The following is a 16,354-nucleotide window of genomic DNA, read 5'->3' on the forward strand; positions in this document are numbered from 1 at the left end:
GCCCTAATAGTTTCTATATTTCAGAAAGCTAGAACAACAAATGATACGGGCGCTCAATAGCTTCTTTTAATTGAACAATAGAAACATTGCGGGCAAAACGGTAATACTCCCGCCCTTCAAAAAGAACCAAAATAGTAGGTACAGTAAACACCTGGTGACTGGCAGCAACTTCCGGTTCCTCCTCTATATTCACATACTGAAATGCCATCTTCGGAAACTCCTGTTTAAGAAGCTGTTTAACTTTTGGCATTAGTACCTTACATACATTACAATGCTGATGCGAAAAATACTTTAAAATTGCCGTTTCCATATGTCATTTATTTTTCTGAATTAAAACCGTGGCATAAGCAGCAATACCTTGCTGAGTTCCCACAAATCCCAGTTTTTCAGTGGTAGTGGCTTTAATGGCAATATCTTCTTGATCAATAGCCATCACCCGTGCAAGTACCTCCTGCATTTTTGGAATATGCGGCTTTAACTTAGGTCGTTCAAGGGCTATAGTGGAATCAATATTGCCAACTTCATAACCAGCCTCACGCAGCAGCAGCATTGTTTTGGATAATAAAATTTTGCTATCGATTCCCTTGAGGTTTGGATCCGTATCGGGAAAATGAAAACCTATATCACGCATATTGGCAGCTCCCAGCAGGGCATCACAAATAGCATGGATTAAAACATCCCCATCTGAGTGCCCAATGCTTCCTTTGGTATGTTCAACTTTAATGCCACCAATCCACAGTTCTTCTCCTTCACCTAATTTGTGAACATCGTATCCAAAACCAACCTTTATCTTCATCATAGCTAATCAAAAAAAAGACCTTAAGGAAATTCCCTAAGGTCTCTTCAAATATAATGAATAAAGTTGTTATCGCATATCGCTCAAATCAAATGATAGAGAAAAACGCATCGTATTGGCCAGCGGGTTGTTTTGCACCATTGGAATAATATACGAGGCATCCAGAGTGAACATGTTAAATTTCAATCCAAAACCGGCTGAAGCAAATTTTCGGTTACCTTGATTCTCATGTTCATGGAAATAACCGGCACGAATGGCAAACTGCTTGTCGTACCAATACTCAGCACCTAACGAAAAAGTCACCTCCTGCATTTCCTGCTGAAAGCCACCAGGCGCATCATTAAAGGAGCCAAAGATAGCAGCCGGCACCGACTTACCTTCGTTTGGATCTACCCAGTTTTCACCTGCATCATCTGGGCGAATTTGATTAGATGGCACCAGCAATTTATTAATATCAAGTGCAAATGATATTGAATTATACTTATCCAGCTCCATGGCATAGCCAGCTCCTAACTTTAAGTTGGTTGGGATGTACTCTTTATTAATACCATCGTAACTGATTTTTGAACCTATATTAGAGATATTAATACCTGCCGTAAACTCGGCATCGTTACGATTAACCTTCATAGGCTGCTTGAAGTAAAAAGCCATATCGGCTGCAAATGCGTTTCCTGCCTGTAAATCGCCTGTTTCTGAATAACCATTGGTTAGGTCAGAGCGAATATATCGAAAAGCCACTGCTCCTGAGAACTTATCTGACAACACGCGAGAGTAGGCTGCATCAATTGCAAATTCATTGGGTTTACCACTGTACAGAGGTGTTCCTATTCCGTCGGTAAATTCAATTGTTCCCATCGAAAAATACCTTAAAGACGCACTAACTGTTTGCATTTTATCTAATCGATAGTAGAAAGTGGCTGTTGACATATTGATGTCATTCACCAACTTGCGCAACCAGGGAGTAAACGAAACAGAAACTCCCATTTCCTCCTCCATAAAAGCATATTTAGCAGGATTAAGAAACTGAGAATTCATATCGGGTGATGTAGCTACACCTGCATCGGCCATACCGGCTGCTCTTGAATCCGGATTGATATTTAAAAAGGGAGCTGCTGTTGTGATAGCATTGTTACCGTCAGATTGTGCAACAATGGTGTTAAAGCTTACAAAAAAGGCAAAAGCAACAAGGCTAACTTTTAATACTGTTTGATTCATATATTGATTCATAATTATTTACTTCCTTCTAAGTATTTAGTAAAAAGGTCAGGTGAATATTTACAGAACTGCAAAAATCTATTTTTATTATCTAATAACGAGGATTTTTTTGGAGAATTTTCCAACCTGGTTTTCTGGCGAACGAATTTCACATTGCAGCACATACAGGCCTTTCTGCAATTGCCGTGGCCGCCACTCTATCGGCTTAACAGAAGTGCCACTGGCTGGCTGTTGCGTTTTAAATTGATCAATCAGTCGACCGCTAATACTGTATAAACTGCAGGTAACATCTAATATCATGTTAGGGGCATCATGCTCAAACTCGAGATACATAGTACCACCAACCTCCATAGGATTAGGATAAACTAATGCATTACTAATATTAAGTTTCTTGCCAATGTATACTTCAAAATCCAGGTTAGCAACAGATGAATTATTAAGATTATCCCAGGCTTTTAACTCAAGTTTATGCATCCCTTCTTCGAGTGGCCGCAACTGGTATGTTATGGTGCCACTTGTAAAACTATTCTTATCTGCCACGTAGTAACTATTCAGGTTAACAGGCAATGAACGGTTATCATCAATTACCAGCGTAATATCGTGTCCAATGCCTACTCCACTCGCATTAATCCCGTTTTTATCATACAAGCGGGCCATTAGAACAGGCTGACTGCCAGTTAAGCCTCCACTTACAAATGAAGAATCATTTAACCATACAGCTATCTCAGGTCCTTCAGTGTCATTTGGCGGGTTATCTGACACGCCTCCTATTAAAACTGAGTTATCGGCACCAAAGGCCTCTGCACCATTTGCATCGGTAGAATAATAGCTGATACGCCCGGCACCTACATTATATCGTATATCCTTAGGCACCACAAAAGACGACTGAAAAAACTCGCCACTGGCCTCCTGCTGCCCCCTGTAAATACGGCTCTGATACACCTGATATTCAAATGGCACAGCCCCCTTATTACCAAGGGTCTTAACTGTGATAGGCTTGTCAAACACCTGCATGGTGACCAGTGGTTCATTAAGCTCTTCTTGCTTTATCTCCCCTTCAATTGTAGCAATGGTTAAGGCTTTAAGCACCTCAGTATGCGTACTATCTACATTGCCATTGATACTATGAGTAAGTATCTCGCCAGAAGGATAATTCAACTGCAGGGCCGGATCGCCTAACAAAGTAAAATTAAGACGATTAGTAGTGTTGCCCAATTTGTTTTTTGTAGCCATTATCACCTCACCCAACCTCAACTTATCACCATTAGCATCTTTTTGGAAAATATACTTATAAAAGTTTCTATTAATTTCCATATTACTGTTTGACCAGGCTATACGCGTTGTGGTAAACAATGCCACACCGCCTCCCAAGGGCGAAAGAACAACCCATTCTCCTGCCGAAGTATCATGATAGTCATCGTAACGGCTGAACTCACAGGTTGCAGTCATAAATACCGGCAATCGATTAATATTAGTGAATTGCTGAATAGTAGGTATGTCTAAAATATTCTCGTGTGCTAATTGTCGTTCACTGCCATGGCCTGTATAGTTAAAGATTAAAGTACCACCTTCAATAGTTTTCTTTACTTCCTCATTAACCTCCGGATAACGATCGCCCGATGTTGTTGTTACCTTAGGGTAGGCGTCAAAGAAAATCTTTTTGTGATTAAAAGCCGGATAATCAGTATAAACCTGTTCTGACAGTTCATTAGCCTGCTTCATGTGCAGATTACTGTCTCCATCATCACCTACAAAGGTGATTTCGGTTTTCCAGGAACCTGGATCGCTATTATATAAATAGGTTTCAACCCTATCGACCATCACCTTAGCCTGCTCAATTGTACTTACCGGGAAACGCCCGATCCCAATGTCCATTCTGTCATACAAAATATTACCTCCCTCTCCATCATCCAGGCAACCAAAAAAATCATCAGACACATAGGAATACTGCACATTAGTTGAATTATCTGACTGATAGGTTAAAATAAAATTGGTGTTTTTATCATCGTAAGTTTTGTTATCGTATGAGCCATCGCCAAACAGCAACAGGTATTTAAACTTTCCTCCCTGCTTATAAAGATGCCTGGCGAGATCACGGATAGCACTAACATCTGGTGAACCCGAAGAAAATTCGTTATACACCTGATATGTCGATACTACTTCGCATTGTAAGCCTGAATGCTTGGCATGAATAGCAGCAAGTCTTCTGGCTTCACTCTCAAACAAAGGATGCACCACGATAAGCATATCGGGCACTGACATGCCCCTTAAATTTTGATTGAGAACAGATTCCTCAAACTCGGGCTGGGGCAGGTTTCCTGCTTTATCGAAAGCAACAAACTCCCGCAATTCGTTCGAATGGTAGGTAAAACCTCTTTTACCATTATAGCTTTCAATATTAATCTTTGCTGCCGCAGTATGCTTGGTTACATCCCATAATTCCATGGAACTGCTGACGCCCGACAAGTAGTACCGGGTTGATATTGCATCTCCGACAAATTCAGCATTCCGAAAGCTCAATTGATCGTTAACAACAATTTTTTCCTTCGCATTAAGAGTAATATAATTCAGCCACCCACTGGCACTTCCGGCACTTGACTTATAACTTAAATTAATACTTATCTGATCATCATTGGTTTTGAAGCTACCAATACTTAAACCTTCATTTGCAAAGGCACCAACGTAGTTATTATAATCAACTGCCGGAACATTAATTGTTTGAACATTTTTATCATTGACCTGGGTTTCAAATGAGGAGCTCACATTAGACCGCGCAATCACATTCGTTTTTATTCTAATATCCTTCTCCTTCACCCTATTCTTGAATTCAAAGCTATAAGTGCGAGCCTGTTGCGGATCGAAACGCAAACCATACCATTTTCTGCCTGATTTAAGAAGGTTTTGATTTTCCAGTTCATGAAACCGGTAACTATCAAACTCATCTGTTTCATTCGTAAAAGTACTACTAACCAATTCACTTAATTGCACTCTCTTCCCCTCTCCATTATCCTCAGACAAAAAGTAATAGGCTACATCTGAAAAATTATGCAACTGATGGTCAAAAAACTTTTGTACAGAATTATAATGCCATCCAACAGGGCCCTGCGCATAAAAATAAATGGCATTATTATCATGTAAAATGGCGTTCTCTTCTAAATCTTCATATTCAAATACTCCATTGGTAAGTGGTAGCATATTACCGCCGTTACCAAAAACATTCACGTTTGATGGATTAGTGAAACCCCACGAAGACAGCAGCGAATATGGAATTTTATGAACCCCGGATTCTGTCACTTTTATTTGCACCCATTTTCCGCTGGCCAACACCGAGGCACTGGCCTCCTTTTTCAGCCCCTTTAATGGCAATTGATTCTCTGATACCTTAGGAATGGTTGTTTCATAGGTTATTTGCCCTAGGCGATAAAAGTGCTGTTCCAGCTCATCATAAATAATGGGTTTAAAAACCAGCTGCAAAAAGTATTCACCACGGATACTGACCGTATTTTTGGTCAAAATGGTAAAACATTCTTTATCTATGTTTGCCAAAAAAACCAGTTGGAGAGAGTCTGTGATTACGGTTGTTTCAAATGACAACTTAACATCAACAGAATCAGGATGAATATAACCTGGCAACAATATGTCCATCTGCTTAACAGGCAGTTGACTGACATCATCCCAATAGCTAAGATCTTTGAATTGAACTGGTCGCTCACCATCGCTCACCATTTCACCATCTATCCACTGAAAATGAACTGTACCAATATGCTCCTGTGCGTTAACCCAGTAACAACTCCACACTACTAAAACAACAATAATCTGCTTCATCTAATATCTTAATATCAACACCTTACACAACAACAACTCTCTAAACCCATCAATTTTAATACAGCCACTACACATTTTTGTTTATTAAAAAACACAAAAATAGAGATTACTGTACAAGAATTTTCTATTTTTAACGTTTTCAATGATGAAAAATTGTATTGACAACTTTTTGCCACTACTAAAAAAAGGGAATGAAAAAGAAGTTCAGCTATAACCTTTTTTTATTTTTGCAGTATAAAGAAGTCAGTTGCGCATATTACGAGCGCAGCATTAAAGTTCGCAAATAATTGATAATTAGAACACAATATCAAAGTGCTATGAGATTAAATACCGCAGTTATATTGGCTGTTTTGGCTTTTAGCTTAGTAGGCTTATCGTCATGTAGTAAGAGCGGTGGAAACAAAACTGTTTCTTCTGCAACAGGTTGGGAATATAACAACCCTGACTTTGGTGGTTTTGAATACAAGTCAGGCTATGAGCAAGAAACCGGACCCGGATTGGTTTTTATTGAAGGTGGTACCTTTATTATGGGCCGCGTTGAGCAAGATGTTCTTTATGAATGGAACAATGCCCCAAGGCGAGTGACCGTTCCTTCATTCTATATGGATGAAAGTGAAGTTAGAAACATTGATTATTTAGAATATTTATTCTGGATTAGACGTGTATACGTTGATTACCCGGAAGTATATCGCAAAGCTTTGCCAGACACCTTAGTTTGGCGTCGCCCAATGGCTTATAACGAGCCAATGGTAGAAAATTACCTGCGTCACCCGGCTTATGCAGAGTATCCTGTAGTAGGTGTAAGTCACATTCAGGCTCAGGATTACTGTAAATGGCGAACTGACCGTGTAAACGAAATGATATTGGTTGACGAAGGCATTCTGGAATTTGATGTAAACCAGATTGGTGAAAACAACTTCAATACCGAAGCATACCTCTACGGACAATACGAAGGTATCCAGGGTAAAAACCCTATGGAAGACCTAAACCCAAATAACGACACTCGACGTGTTAGATGGGATGACGGAATCCTGCTTCCTCGTTACCGACTCCCAACCGAAGCTGAGTGGGAATACGCAGCACTTGGATTAATTGGTAACTCATACGACGAACGCATGACTGACCGTCGAATCTATCCTTGGGATGGCCACATCACTCGTAATGCCAGCAAAAAAGAGCGTGGCAAAATGATGGCTAACTTCGTGAGAGGAACAGGTGACATGATGGGTATGGCCGGAAACCTTAATGATGGTGGAGACATTACCGTTGATGTTAAATCATATTACCCGAACGATTACGGATTATACTGTATGGCCGGAAACGTGAATGAATGGGTGGCTGACGTATATCGTCCTTTATCATTCGAAGATATGGATGAATTCAGTCCTTACCGTGGTAACGTTTTCCAGCAGAAAGTGCTTGATGAAGAAGGTTACATTGTAGAGAAAGATAGCCTAGGTCGCATTCGTTACCGCACCGAGGAAGACAAGGACATCTTAAACAGAAAGAACTACCGCACTGCCGACAACCGCAACTATGCGGACGGTGATGCTACTTCAAATGCCGTAGTAGGTTCAGACTGGAACGATGTTGATGCCAACACCAGCTCAATGTACGCAGGTTCGCCAAACAGCAGCCTTGGAAGCCTGGTATCTGACCGCTCACGCGTTTACAAAGGTGGAGGTTGGAGAGACCGCGCTTATTGGTTAGCTCCAGGTACACGCCGCTACCTTGACGAAAGAGAAAGTCGCGATGATTTAGGTTTCCGATGTGCTATGACACGTGTAGGAAGTCCTATTAATAGCAAAAAGAAATAATTCTGACAACAGAATATTATCAAGAGGCTGACTTTTATAGTTAGCCTCTTTTTTTATTTTTGTCATTCAAACATTTTTCACTTCGACAGTACCATGAGTCAAATCGCAAACATTCATCAAGCTTTTCTGGCAAGCAAAGGCGTATCCACCGATAGCAGAAGTAATAATAAAGGGTTTATGTTTTTTGCTTTAAAAGGTGCCAATTTCGATGGTAACAGATATGTAGATAGTGTAATGAAAGATGGAGCTGCCTTTGCGGTAGCAGATGATGAGACTCTGAGCGGCCTAACAAATGTTTTTATTGTAGAAGATGTATTAACGACCCTACAAGAACTCGCCCGTTTTCATCGTCGCTATTTAAATATTCCTATTTTGGCCATAACGGGTTCTAACGGCAAAACAACCACCAAAGAATTAGTGGCTGCCGTTTTGAAAGAGAAATATGCAATTAAGGCCACTTCGGGCAATTATAACAACCACATTGGTGTTCCATTAACGCTTTTAAGCATAAATGAGTCTATTGAATTGGGGGTTATAGAAATGGGGGCCAATCACATTGGCGAGATTGAGGCTTTGTGCAAAATAGTTGAACCCAACTATGGCATCATTACAAATGTAGGCAAAGCGCACCTTGAAGGATTTGGCTCATTTGAAGGTGTTAAAACAGCCAAAGGGGAGCTTTATCAATACTTAAAGAACACCAATGGCAAGGTGTTTATTAATGCCGACAACCCACACCTCAATCAGATGGCTGCAAACCTAAGCAACCGGATTGATTATGGCCCCAATCATGGCAAAATAACTGGCCAGATTACGGCAGACTATCCGTTTGTAGCTATTACATGGCATTCTCATGAGACTAAAAAAAGCCACGATATCTCAACTAAGCTAATTGGTGCTTACAACCTGGAAAATATCCTATCAGCCATTTGCATTGGATACACGCTGGGTGTTGATGAAGCAGCCATTAATAAAGCCCTTCAGGCATACTCGCCATCCAATAACCGCTCGCAATTTATACAGACGGAAAACAACCAAATCATAATGGATGCCTACAATGCAAATCCCTCAAGTATGCAGGTAGCATTGCAGAACTTTGCCAGGGTTGATGCAGAAAATAAAATTCTGATCATTGGTGGTATGAAAGAGTTGGGCAGTGACAGCCTGAGCGAACATCGTAAGCTAATTGATACTATTAAAGAGCTGAATTTATCACAGGCCATGCTAGTTGGTGAAGAGTTTAATGATGTAGCGCATGACAACAAAAAGTTCAAATGCTTCACAACAACTGAGGAACTGATTGATTCATTAAGGGCAGCCCCAATTAAAAATGCTTACCTGCTGATCAAAGGTTCGCGCAGCAATAAACTGGAGGAAGTGCTTCCATATCTTTAATGGAGACGAAAATGCTTTAGCTGGCTGAATTTACGAACACCATTCAGGTAGTAAGCCCAAATAATGCTTTGAGGATATACCTCCCTATGCTGCTTTTTAAGGCGAAATGGCGCCAGCTCCTTTCGTTGCTTTAGCACTTGTGGTAATCTGCCATAGAAACTGAAATGAGCCTTTAAAACAGCCATAAAAAAGTCAAATTCCCCTTTGGCTATAAAATGCAATCCGGCAATACCGTCGAGTACCATCCTGATGAATAATACAGGCAGTAGACGACTACCATGCATATTTTTCACCATCATCACCAGGTTGTTTCTGAAATTGAGAAACGCTTTACGCGCACTTTGCTGACTTAGAGTAGCCCCGCCAACATGTAACACTTCAGCTGCGGGCAACACCTTAATGGTATATCCCCTGTTTTTCAATCGCCAGCATAAATCAATTTCTTCCATATGAGCAAAAAACGATTCATCCAATCCTCCAGTCTCATTATATAGTTCGGCCCGAATCATTAAAGCTGCTCCGGTAGCCCAAAAAACTGATAAAGGCTCATCATACTGTCCTTCATCTATTTCAAGCTGATCCAGTATGCGTCCTCTACAAAATGGGTAACCAAACACATCGATGTACCCACCGGCAGCTCCTGCATATTCAAACTTATCAGGCTCGTTATATGCTCTTACCTTAGGCATACAAGCTCCCAGGTCAGGCTGTTCGTCCATAGCATGGATAAGCGGTGGCAGCCAATCCTTTTCTGGAGCCACATCACTATTTAGCAACACAAAATAATCGGCTTCAATTTGCTTCAGAGCATGATTATAACCGCCTGCAAAACCATAGTTTTCATCCAACTGAATAACACGGACAGACGGGAAACTCTCCTGCAAAAAGGGCAGACTATCGTCACTCGAAGCATTATCAGCCACGATCACCTCAACACCCTCATGGGCAGAATTTTTTAAAACCTCAGGCAAAAACTTTTCAAGTAATGCCCGTCCGTTCCAGTTTAATATGACAACAGCCGTTTTAGACATATCCGGTTTTAGTTTTGAATTTCTCTGACTTCAGAATACTTCCAGCGCTTATGCGACCATAACCAGTCTTCGGGCCTTTCCCGTATGATATCTTCCAGACATTTTAAATGTGTCTCGGTAATCTCAAATTCATTGGTCGACACACTATCCTCAACCAATGGAATAATATCCACCTGGTAATAACCCCGTTTTATTCGGCTCATTTTCATGAATACAACAGGAGCCTTAAAGGCCTTGGCCATCTTCTCCGGCCCCAGCAAAACAGCCGTATTCTGATTCAAAAACTTCGTCCAGTATTGTATTTTATTTCTATCGGGCGATTGATCAGCTATCAACCCAATTATAAAGTTCTTATTCTGACGCCTGATTTTAATAAGCTCGCGCATCGTATCGCGCATCGTAAAATTCAAACTTCCCCAACGTCCCCTGAGTTTCAGCATGTAATTATCGAACTGTATGTTCTTTAGCGGGCGATAGGTAGCGCATGCCACATGGTTGGAATGCAGTGCCAACGAAGGAATCCACTCCCAGCAGCCATAATGTCCCATGATGGCCACTACATCTTTTCCTTCATTCGCCATCTGATTAGTATATTCCATGTTATTAAAAACCATTCGCTTACGCATCTGCTTTTCACTCATTGATTGTTGCTTAATGGTTTCAATCAGCACATCACAGAAGCCACGATAGAACTTTAAGCGAATCTCGCGCAATTCGTCTTTTGTCTTTTCCGGGAAAGCATAACGCAGGTTTTCGTTGATGACTGACCTGCGATACCCGATCAGACGGATAAAGTGATAAAGTAAATCGGAGTACAAATAGAGTATGAAGAAGGGTTGTAAGCTAAACAACCACAAAAAGCCTAAAGCAATATAATTTCCAATTCTTCCCATTTTACCGGACAATACGATTAATTACCTCTTTAAATTCATTAAAAGATTCAGCATTGGTAGCTATTATCTCCTCACCAAAGATATAATCATCTCCACCGTTAAAATCGCATACCTTACCACCTGCTTGCTGCACCAGAAAAGCGCCTGCGGCCACATCCCAGGGTTTCAGGTTATATTCGTAAAACGAATCAAATCGACCACATGCCACATAAGCTAAATCGGTAGCTGCAGAGCCCAACCGTCGCAACCCCCTTGAGTGCTCCATAAAGTAGCGAACCGAATCCATAAAACCATCCAGCCGTGAATAGTTAGAATAAGGGAATCCAGTGGCAATCAAACTATCCTTAACCATTGATGTGGCAGATACACGAACTTCCTTACCATTCAAATAGACAGGTGCTCCACAATAAGAATAAAAACACTCATCCAGGCCTATTTCATAAATAACACCCAGCACCAGTTCATTGCGTTCCATTAGGGCAATACTTATGGCATAAGGCGATAAGCCATGAATAAAATTAGTGGTCCCGTCAATGGGATCAATGATCCAGTTATAAACATCTCCCCTGGCATCGGAGGTACCTTCTTCGGCAATAAAACCACTCTCAGGCAATAATCCTTGCAGTGCCGATACAATGCGCTGTTCCGATGCCTTATCAACCTGCGTCACAAAATCATTACTTCCTTTCACCTCAATATTAATCCAAGCCTCCTTACGTTGCGCCTTAATGTAGTGACCGGTTTGCCTGGCAATATCACAAACCTGCTGGCATAATTCCTGATAGTTCATAATATTAAATTAATTGGCCCGTCATATTAAGCGTATCCAATGACAAATGCTTGAGTTTAACATCCTTTATAGAATTGCTAAGTTCAAAATCATAAGGCACTTCCACCTTGATGTAATTAGGCGTGAAGCCATTGATCAGCCCTCCATGCTCGGCCCCCTCAAACAGCACAGGCATCTCTTCACCTATGTATGCTTTATAGAAATGACGGGTTTTCTTCTCTGACAGTTCGTGTAATATCTTACTTCGTTCTTTCCTGACCGGAATGGGTACCACCTCATCTATTTTCAAGGCTTGTGTGTTGGGCCTTTCTGAATAGGTAAACACATGTAGTTGAGAAACATCCAGATCGGCCAGAAACTGATGCGTAGCACTAAACTCTTCCTCAGACTCACCTCTTACACCAACAATAACATCAACTCCAATAAATGCATGCGGAATCAACTCCTTGATGCGCTCAATTTTGGTACGAAACAACTGTGTATCATATTTCCGCTTCATCAACTTTAGCACCTTATCGGAGCCTGACTGCAGCGGAATATGAAAGTGAGGCATAAACTTTTTTGATGCAGCAACAAAGGCTATTATTTCATCTGTCAACAGGTTGGGTTCGATGGATGAGATACGGAAACGCTTAATGCCCTCCACTTTTTCTAGATGTTGAATTAACTGAAAGAAGTTCTCATCGGTCCCTTTGCCAAAGTCGCCAATATTAACCCCGGTTAAAATGATTTCTTTAGCACCACCTTCGGCTGCCTTCTTTGCTTGTTCAATCGTATTGGCAATGGTATCGCTACGACTTCGCCCCCTGGCAAACGGAATAGTACAATAACTGCAGAAATAATCGCACCCGTCCTGCACTTTCAGAAAACAGCGGGTACGGTCACCAAAGGAATAGGATGGCTTAAATTCTTTGTTCTTACCAATCTTACCAGCATGTACTTCGGCACCGCTTCCCTTCTTAAAGTCTTCGATATATTGCAGGATATCAAATTTCTCATTAGAACCCAGAACTAAATCTACACCCTCAATCTTAGAAACATCCTCGGGCTTTAGCTGAGCGAAACAACCGGTAACAACGATAAATGCATTCGGATTTTGCTTGATGGCCTTACGAATGACCTGCTTGCATTTTTTATCTGCCAGCTCGGTTACCGAACAAGTATTAAACAAGTACACATCGGCCGGTTCAGAAATATCCACCTTCGCAAAACCTGCCTCAACCATTGTTCGCGCCACCGTTGATGTTTCGCTGAAATTAAGCTTACATCCAAAGGTATGAAACGCCACCTTCTTATTTTCAAAAACCGAATTATCTATCATTGTATCTTCAGGAAAAGCGCAAAGGTAGCAAAAATGCCATTAGCCCATAGTTATTTGGAGGCTGTTCCTATTTGCAAACCTCATATCTGGCAGAAAAATGGGCTCTCGAAATGAGAGCCCAATGCTGAAAATATTAAAGCAAATCAGATGCCAGTTCGGCCAGATAACTGCGTTCCCCTTTCACCAGATTAACATGAGCGAATATCTCCTGCCCTTTCATCTTATCGGTCAGATAAGCAAGGCCATTGGATTGCATATCCAGATAAGGTGAATCAATTTGTTGAACGTCACCAGTGAATATCATTTTGGTTCCTTCGCCAGCGCGCGTAATAATCGTTTTCACCTCGTGCGGCGTCAAATTTTGCGCCTCGTCCACTATAAAAAAGGCATCAGACAGACTTCGTCCCCTGATATAAGCCAAAGGTGTGATAACCAGTTGCTCATTTTTAAGCATCTCATCCAGGTTATTCACCTCTTTACTTGTGGCCTTGAACCTGCTTTTTATCACACCCAGGTTATCAAAAAGCGGCTGCATATAAGGCCCTATTTTTTCGTTGATATCACCCGGCAAGAAACCAAGATCGCGATTTGCCAATGGCACAATTGGTCGTGCCAACAAAATTTGATGGTACTGTTTATGCTGTTGTAATGCTGCTGCCAATGCCAAAAGTGTCTTACCTGTTCCGGCCTTACCAGTTAATGACACCAGCTTAATGTCTGGATTTAGCAGCGCATTTAATGAGAATGTCTGCTCCGCATTACGCGGCTCAATACCATAGGCTCCATGCTTCTCTACCCTTCTGATAAGTCCCGATAAGGCATCGTGATGCGCCAAAACCGATTGATTACCATTCCTTAAAACAAAATACTGATTGGCCGGCAAGCCTTCCTTCATTGGAAACTCATCGATGGGTATCCCCTGATGCTGGTACAGTGATTCAATCAGTGCCTTATCAAAATCTTCATGTATCTCAACGCCCTTATCCAGGATATCGATATTCTTAACCTTATCATTCTCATAATCCTCTGACTTCAGTCCTAGCGACTTTGCTTTAAGCCTCAAGTTAATATCCTTGGTGATAAGCACTGTCTGCCGGCGTGGAAAGGTTGACTTAACATGCAGTGAAATGGCCAGAATACGATGATCAGAGGTGTTTTCACTAAATGATTCCTTCATCACCTCAGGTATGGGCTTGCCAGTAGCTACAAATAGCTTCCCTTTTTTTGCCCCAAGCGGAATACCTTCTTTAAAAGCCTTTTCGCCCGCCATTTTATCCATCTCGCGAGCAAACTCACGCGCCTGAAAGTTAATGAGGTCATTACCTTTTTTGAATCGATCCAATTCCTCAAGAACAACAATCGGAATAATTACATCATTTTCCTCAAAGTTGTATATACATTTGTGGTCGTGTAACAACACATTTGTATCGAGAATAAAAAGTTTTTTTGCCATAAAGTTCGGTTTTGTTTCTCTTAAAGATAGAGAAAAAAAGAGCGTTTGAATGAGATTAAGCAATATTTTTGCATTATGAATTACCACGAAACACTTGACTTTTTGTTTGCCCAGTTGCCGATGTATCAGCGCGTGGGTAAAGCGGCCTATAAAGCTGATTTAGCCACTACCCTGGCTTTGGATGACTATTTTAATCACCCACACAAAGCGTATAAGACCATACACATTGGAGGTACCAATGGCAAAGGTTCTGTATCACATTGCATTGCATCTGTACTGCAAGAAGCGGGTTACAAAGTCGGCCTTTACACTTCGCCCCACCTCAAGGATTTTCGTGAGCGCATACGCATCAATGGCCAGATGATTAGCGAACAGGCTGTGATTAATTTTGTGGCCAATCACCAAAATATTATCAAAGAACTACAGCCCTCTTTTTTCGAGATGTCGGTAGCAATGGCCTTCGAGTATTTCAAGCAGGAGGCGGTTGATGTGGCCATCGTTGAAGTGGGCATGGGCGGTCGCCTCGACTCAACCAACATCATCAGTCCCGAAGTTTCGGCCATTACCAACATAGGACTGGATCACACAGCATTCCTAGGTGACTCATTGGATAAAATCGCCATTGAGAAAGGTGGCATCATCAAAAAAGATGTACCCGTCATTATTGGTCAGACACAAAAGGAAACCGCATCTGTTTTTACTTCGTTAGCTGACGAAAGAGGTACCAACATTTCCTTTGCCGACCAACAACTGAAGGTATCAACTGCCACCCTATCGATTGACGAAAAGCAGGTATTTCAGATTTACAGAGACAACCAGCTGACCTATGCCGATTTAAAGCTGGACTTGCTAGGCTCCTATCAGGAAAAGAATATATTAACAGCTTTAGCAATTATTGAGCAACTACAAAAAGGCAGCTTTACCATAAGTAAAGAGCACATTTACCAGGGTTTAGGAAAGGTAGTCAGTAACACCGGCCTACTAGGGCGTTGGCAGCACCTGGGATATAACCCGAGAATTATTTGCGATACAGGGCACAATCTGGATGGCATTTCAATGCTGGTAGAACAGATTAAGAACACGCCTCACGAAAAGCTACACATAGTTTTGGGAATGGTAAACGATAAGGATCATGCGGCTGTGCTTGGCATTTTACCCAAACATGCCAGTTATTACTTTACAAAGGCTGCTATTCCACGTAGTTTGGATGAAAAAGTGTTGCAGGAAATGGCCGAAAAGTTTCAATTAAATGGTCACCCCTTCCTGGATGTACATTCTGCACTCAACGAAGCTAAAAAAAATGCTAATCCCAACGATCTGATTTTCATTGGCGGAAGCACATTTATTGTAGCCGACATATTAGAAAAATGCTAAATAAATTTGGAGGTAATAAAAAAGAGACATATTTTTGCATCGCTTTTCTAAGGAGATAAGCACTGGGGCGATTAGCTCAGTTGGTTTAGAGCACTTGGTTTACACCCAAGGGGTCGGGGGTTCGACTCCCTCATCGCCCACCAACTAATGATTGAACGAAATCATAGCACGTAGTTTTATTGAAATTACCTGAAAATATTCAGGGGCGATTAGCTCAGTTGGTTTAGAGCACTTGGTTTACACCCAAGGGGTCGGGGGTTCGACTCCCTCATCGCCCACCATTATTAAAACAACATATATTTCAGGGCGATTAGCTCAGTTGGTTTAGAGCACTTGGTTTACACCCAAGGGGTCGGGGGTTCGACTCCCTCATCGCCCACTTTCAAAGGAGAAGCAATTATTGCTTCTCCTTTTTTGTTGTACCAAAACCTCAATCATGTGTTA

12 protein-coding genes and 3 tRNA genes are annotated in these 16,354 nt (G+C 41.4%); 6 read left to right on the top strand and 9 right to left on the bottom strand.

The window, feature by feature from the left end:
* Positions 1 to 28 precede the first annotated feature (28 nt).
* From KDU71_RS14460 to porU, 4 genes are all read right to left on the bottom strand, one after another.
* Positions 29 to 310, bottom strand: coding sequence for a thioredoxin family protein (locus tag KDU71_RS14460; RefSeq protein ID WP_212191801.1), 282 nt, complete (start codon positions 308 to 310; stop codon positions 29 to 31).
* A 3-nt stretch (positions 311 to 313) separates the two neighbouring features.
* A complete protein-coding gene (gene ispF / locus KDU71_RS14465; RefSeq protein WP_317195169.1) occupies positions 314 to 799 on the bottom strand; it encodes a 2-C-methyl-D-erythritol 2,4-cyclodiphosphate synthase in 486 nt (161 codons plus the stop codon).
* Positions 800 to 865: 66 nt separating this feature from the next.
* Positions 866 to 2,011: a type IX secretion system outer membrane channel protein PorV gene (gene porV / locus KDU71_RS14470; RefSeq protein WP_212191802.1), complete on the bottom strand. Its 1,146-nt coding sequence runs from the start codon at positions 2,009 to 2,011 to the stop codon at positions 866 to 868.
* Positions 2,012 to 2,098: 87 nt separating this feature from the next.
* Positions 2,099 to 5,836 carry a type IX secretion system sortase PorU gene (gene porU, locus KDU71_RS14475; protein WP_212191803.1) on the bottom strand — a complete coding sequence of 1,246 codons (3,738 nt, stop codon included), beginning with the start codon at positions 5,834 to 5,836 and terminating at the stop codon, positions 2,099 to 2,101.
* Positions 5,837 to 6,153: 317 nt separating this feature from the next.
* Between porU and gldJ the strand changes: the two genes are divergently transcribed.
* Together gldJ and KDU71_RS14485 are read left to right on the top strand one after the other, a co-directional pair.
* A complete protein-coding gene (gene gldJ, locus KDU71_RS14480) occupies positions 6,154 to 7,653 on the top strand; it encodes a gliding motility lipoprotein GldJ (protein WP_212191804.1) in 1,500 nt (499 codons plus the stop codon).
* Between the two features lie 93 nt (positions 7,654 to 7,746).
* Positions 7,747 to 9,048 carry a UDP-N-acetylmuramoyl-tripeptide--D-alanyl-D-alanine ligase gene (locus KDU71_RS14485; protein ID WP_212191805.1) on the top strand — a complete coding sequence of 434 codons (1,302 nt, stop codon included), beginning with the start codon at positions 7,747 to 7,749 and terminating at the stop codon, positions 9,046 to 9,048.
* On the opposite strand, the gene KDU71_RS14490 is transcribed toward KDU71_RS14485, so the two are convergent.
* The 5 genes from KDU71_RS14490 to KDU71_RS14510 all read right to left on the bottom strand — a co-directional run bounded on the left by KDU71_RS14490 (position 9,045) and on the right by KDU71_RS14510 (position 14,536).
* Positions 9,045 to 10,079: a glycosyltransferase family 2 protein gene (locus KDU71_RS14490; RefSeq protein WP_212191806.1), complete on the bottom strand. Its 1,035-nt coding sequence runs from the start codon at positions 10,077 to 10,079 to the stop codon at positions 9,045 to 9,047. The two genes, KDU71_RS14485 and KDU71_RS14490, sit on opposite strands and share 4 nt — an antisense overlap.
* Before the next feature lie 8 nt (positions 10,080 to 10,087).
* A complete protein-coding gene (locus KDU71_RS14495) occupies positions 10,088 to 10,972 on the bottom strand; it encodes a lysophospholipid acyltransferase family protein (RefSeq protein WP_212191807.1) in 885 nt (294 codons plus the stop codon).
* A gap of 1 nt (position 10,973) precedes the next feature.
* Positions 10,974 to 11,762, bottom strand: a complete 789-nt coding sequence (locus tag KDU71_RS14500) for an inositol monophosphatase family protein (protein ID WP_244828505.1) — start codon at positions 11,760 to 11,762, stop codon at positions 10,974 to 10,976.
* 4 nt (positions 11,763 to 11,766) lie between these two features.
* Positions 11,767 to 13,083 carry a tRNA (N(6)-L-threonylcarbamoyladenosine(37)-C(2))-methylthiotransferase MtaB gene (gene mtaB / locus KDU71_RS14505; RefSeq protein ID WP_212191808.1) on the bottom strand — a complete coding sequence of 439 codons (1,317 nt, stop codon included), beginning with the start codon at positions 13,081 to 13,083 and terminating at the stop codon, positions 11,767 to 11,769.
* A 133-nt stretch (positions 13,084 to 13,216) separates the two neighbouring features.
* On the bottom strand, positions 13,217 to 14,536 hold the full coding sequence (locus KDU71_RS14510) for a PhoH family protein (RefSeq protein ID WP_212191809.1): 1,320 nt from the start codon (positions 14,534 to 14,536) through the stop codon (positions 13,217 to 13,219).
* Between the two features lie 75 nt (positions 14,537 to 14,611).
* On the opposite strand from KDU71_RS14510, the gene KDU71_RS14515 reads away from it, so the two are divergent.
* From KDU71_RS14515 to KDU71_RS14530, 4 genes are all read left to right on the top strand, one after another.
* Complete coding sequence (locus KDU71_RS14515; protein ID WP_212191810.1) at positions 14,612 to 15,910, top strand: bifunctional folylpolyglutamate synthase/dihydrofolate synthase; 1,299 nt, start codon at positions 14,612 to 14,614, stop codon at positions 15,908 to 15,910.
* A gap of 65 nt (positions 15,911 to 15,975) precedes the next feature.
* Positions 15,976 to 16,053: transfer RNA gene (locus tag KDU71_RS14520), tRNA-Val, on the top strand.
* Between the two features lie 60 nt (positions 16,054 to 16,113).
* Positions 16,114 to 16,191: transfer RNA gene (locus KDU71_RS14525), tRNA-Val, on the top strand.
* Between the two features lie 23 nt (positions 16,192 to 16,214).
* Positions 16,215 to 16,289: transfer RNA gene (locus tag KDU71_RS14530), tRNA-Val, on the top strand.
* Positions 16,290 to 16,354: the final 65 nt, after the last annotated feature.

Source organism: Carboxylicivirga sediminis (genome assembly GCF_018156225.1).
GTDB classification, from domain to species: domain Bacteria; phylum Bacteroidota; class Bacteroidia; order Bacteroidales; family Marinilabiliaceae; genus Carboxylicivirga; species Carboxylicivirga sediminis.

Coding starts and splice junctions, on each gene's coding strand:
- KDU71_RS14460 (WP_212191801.1), bottom strand. CDS start 310: ATGGAAACGGCAATTTTAAAGTATTTTTCGCATCAGCATTGTAATGTA.
- ispF (WP_317195169.1), bottom strand. CDS start 799: ATGATGAAGATAAAGGTTGGTTTTGGATACGATGTTCACAAATTAGGT.
- porV (WP_212191802.1), bottom strand. CDS start 2,011: ATGAATCAAACAGTATTAAAAGTTAGCCTTGTTGCTTTTGCCTTTTTT.
- porU (WP_212191803.1), bottom strand. CDS start 5,836: ATGAAGCAGATTATTGTTGTTTTAGTAGTGTGGAGTTGTTACTGGGTT.
- gldJ (WP_212191804.1), top strand. CDS start 6,154: ATGAGATTAAATACCGCAGTTATATTGGCTGTTTTGGCTTTTAGCTTA.
- KDU71_RS14485 (WP_212191805.1), top strand. CDS start 7,747: ATGAGTCAAATCGCAAACATTCATCAAGCTTTTCTGGCAAGCAAAGGC.
- KDU71_RS14490 (WP_212191806.1), bottom strand. CDS start 10,079: ATGTCTAAAACGGCTGTTGTCATATTAAACTGGAACGGACGGGCATTA.
- KDU71_RS14495 (WP_212191807.1), bottom strand. CDS start 10,972: ATGGGAAGAATTGGAAATTATATTGCTTTAGGCTTTTTGTGGTTGTTT.
- KDU71_RS14500 (WP_244828505.1), bottom strand. CDS start 11,762: ATGAACTATCAGGAATTATGCCAGCAGGTTTGTGATATTGCCAGGCAA.
- mtaB (WP_212191808.1), bottom strand. CDS start 13,083: ATGATAGATAATTCGGTTTTTGAAAATAAGAAGGTGGCGTTTCATACC.
- KDU71_RS14510 (WP_212191809.1), bottom strand. CDS start 14,536: ATGGCAAAAAAACTTTTTATTCTCGATACAAATGTGTTGTTACACGAC.
- KDU71_RS14515 (WP_212191810.1), top strand. CDS start 14,612: ATGAATTACCACGAAACACTTGACTTTTTGTTTGCCCAGTTGCCGATG.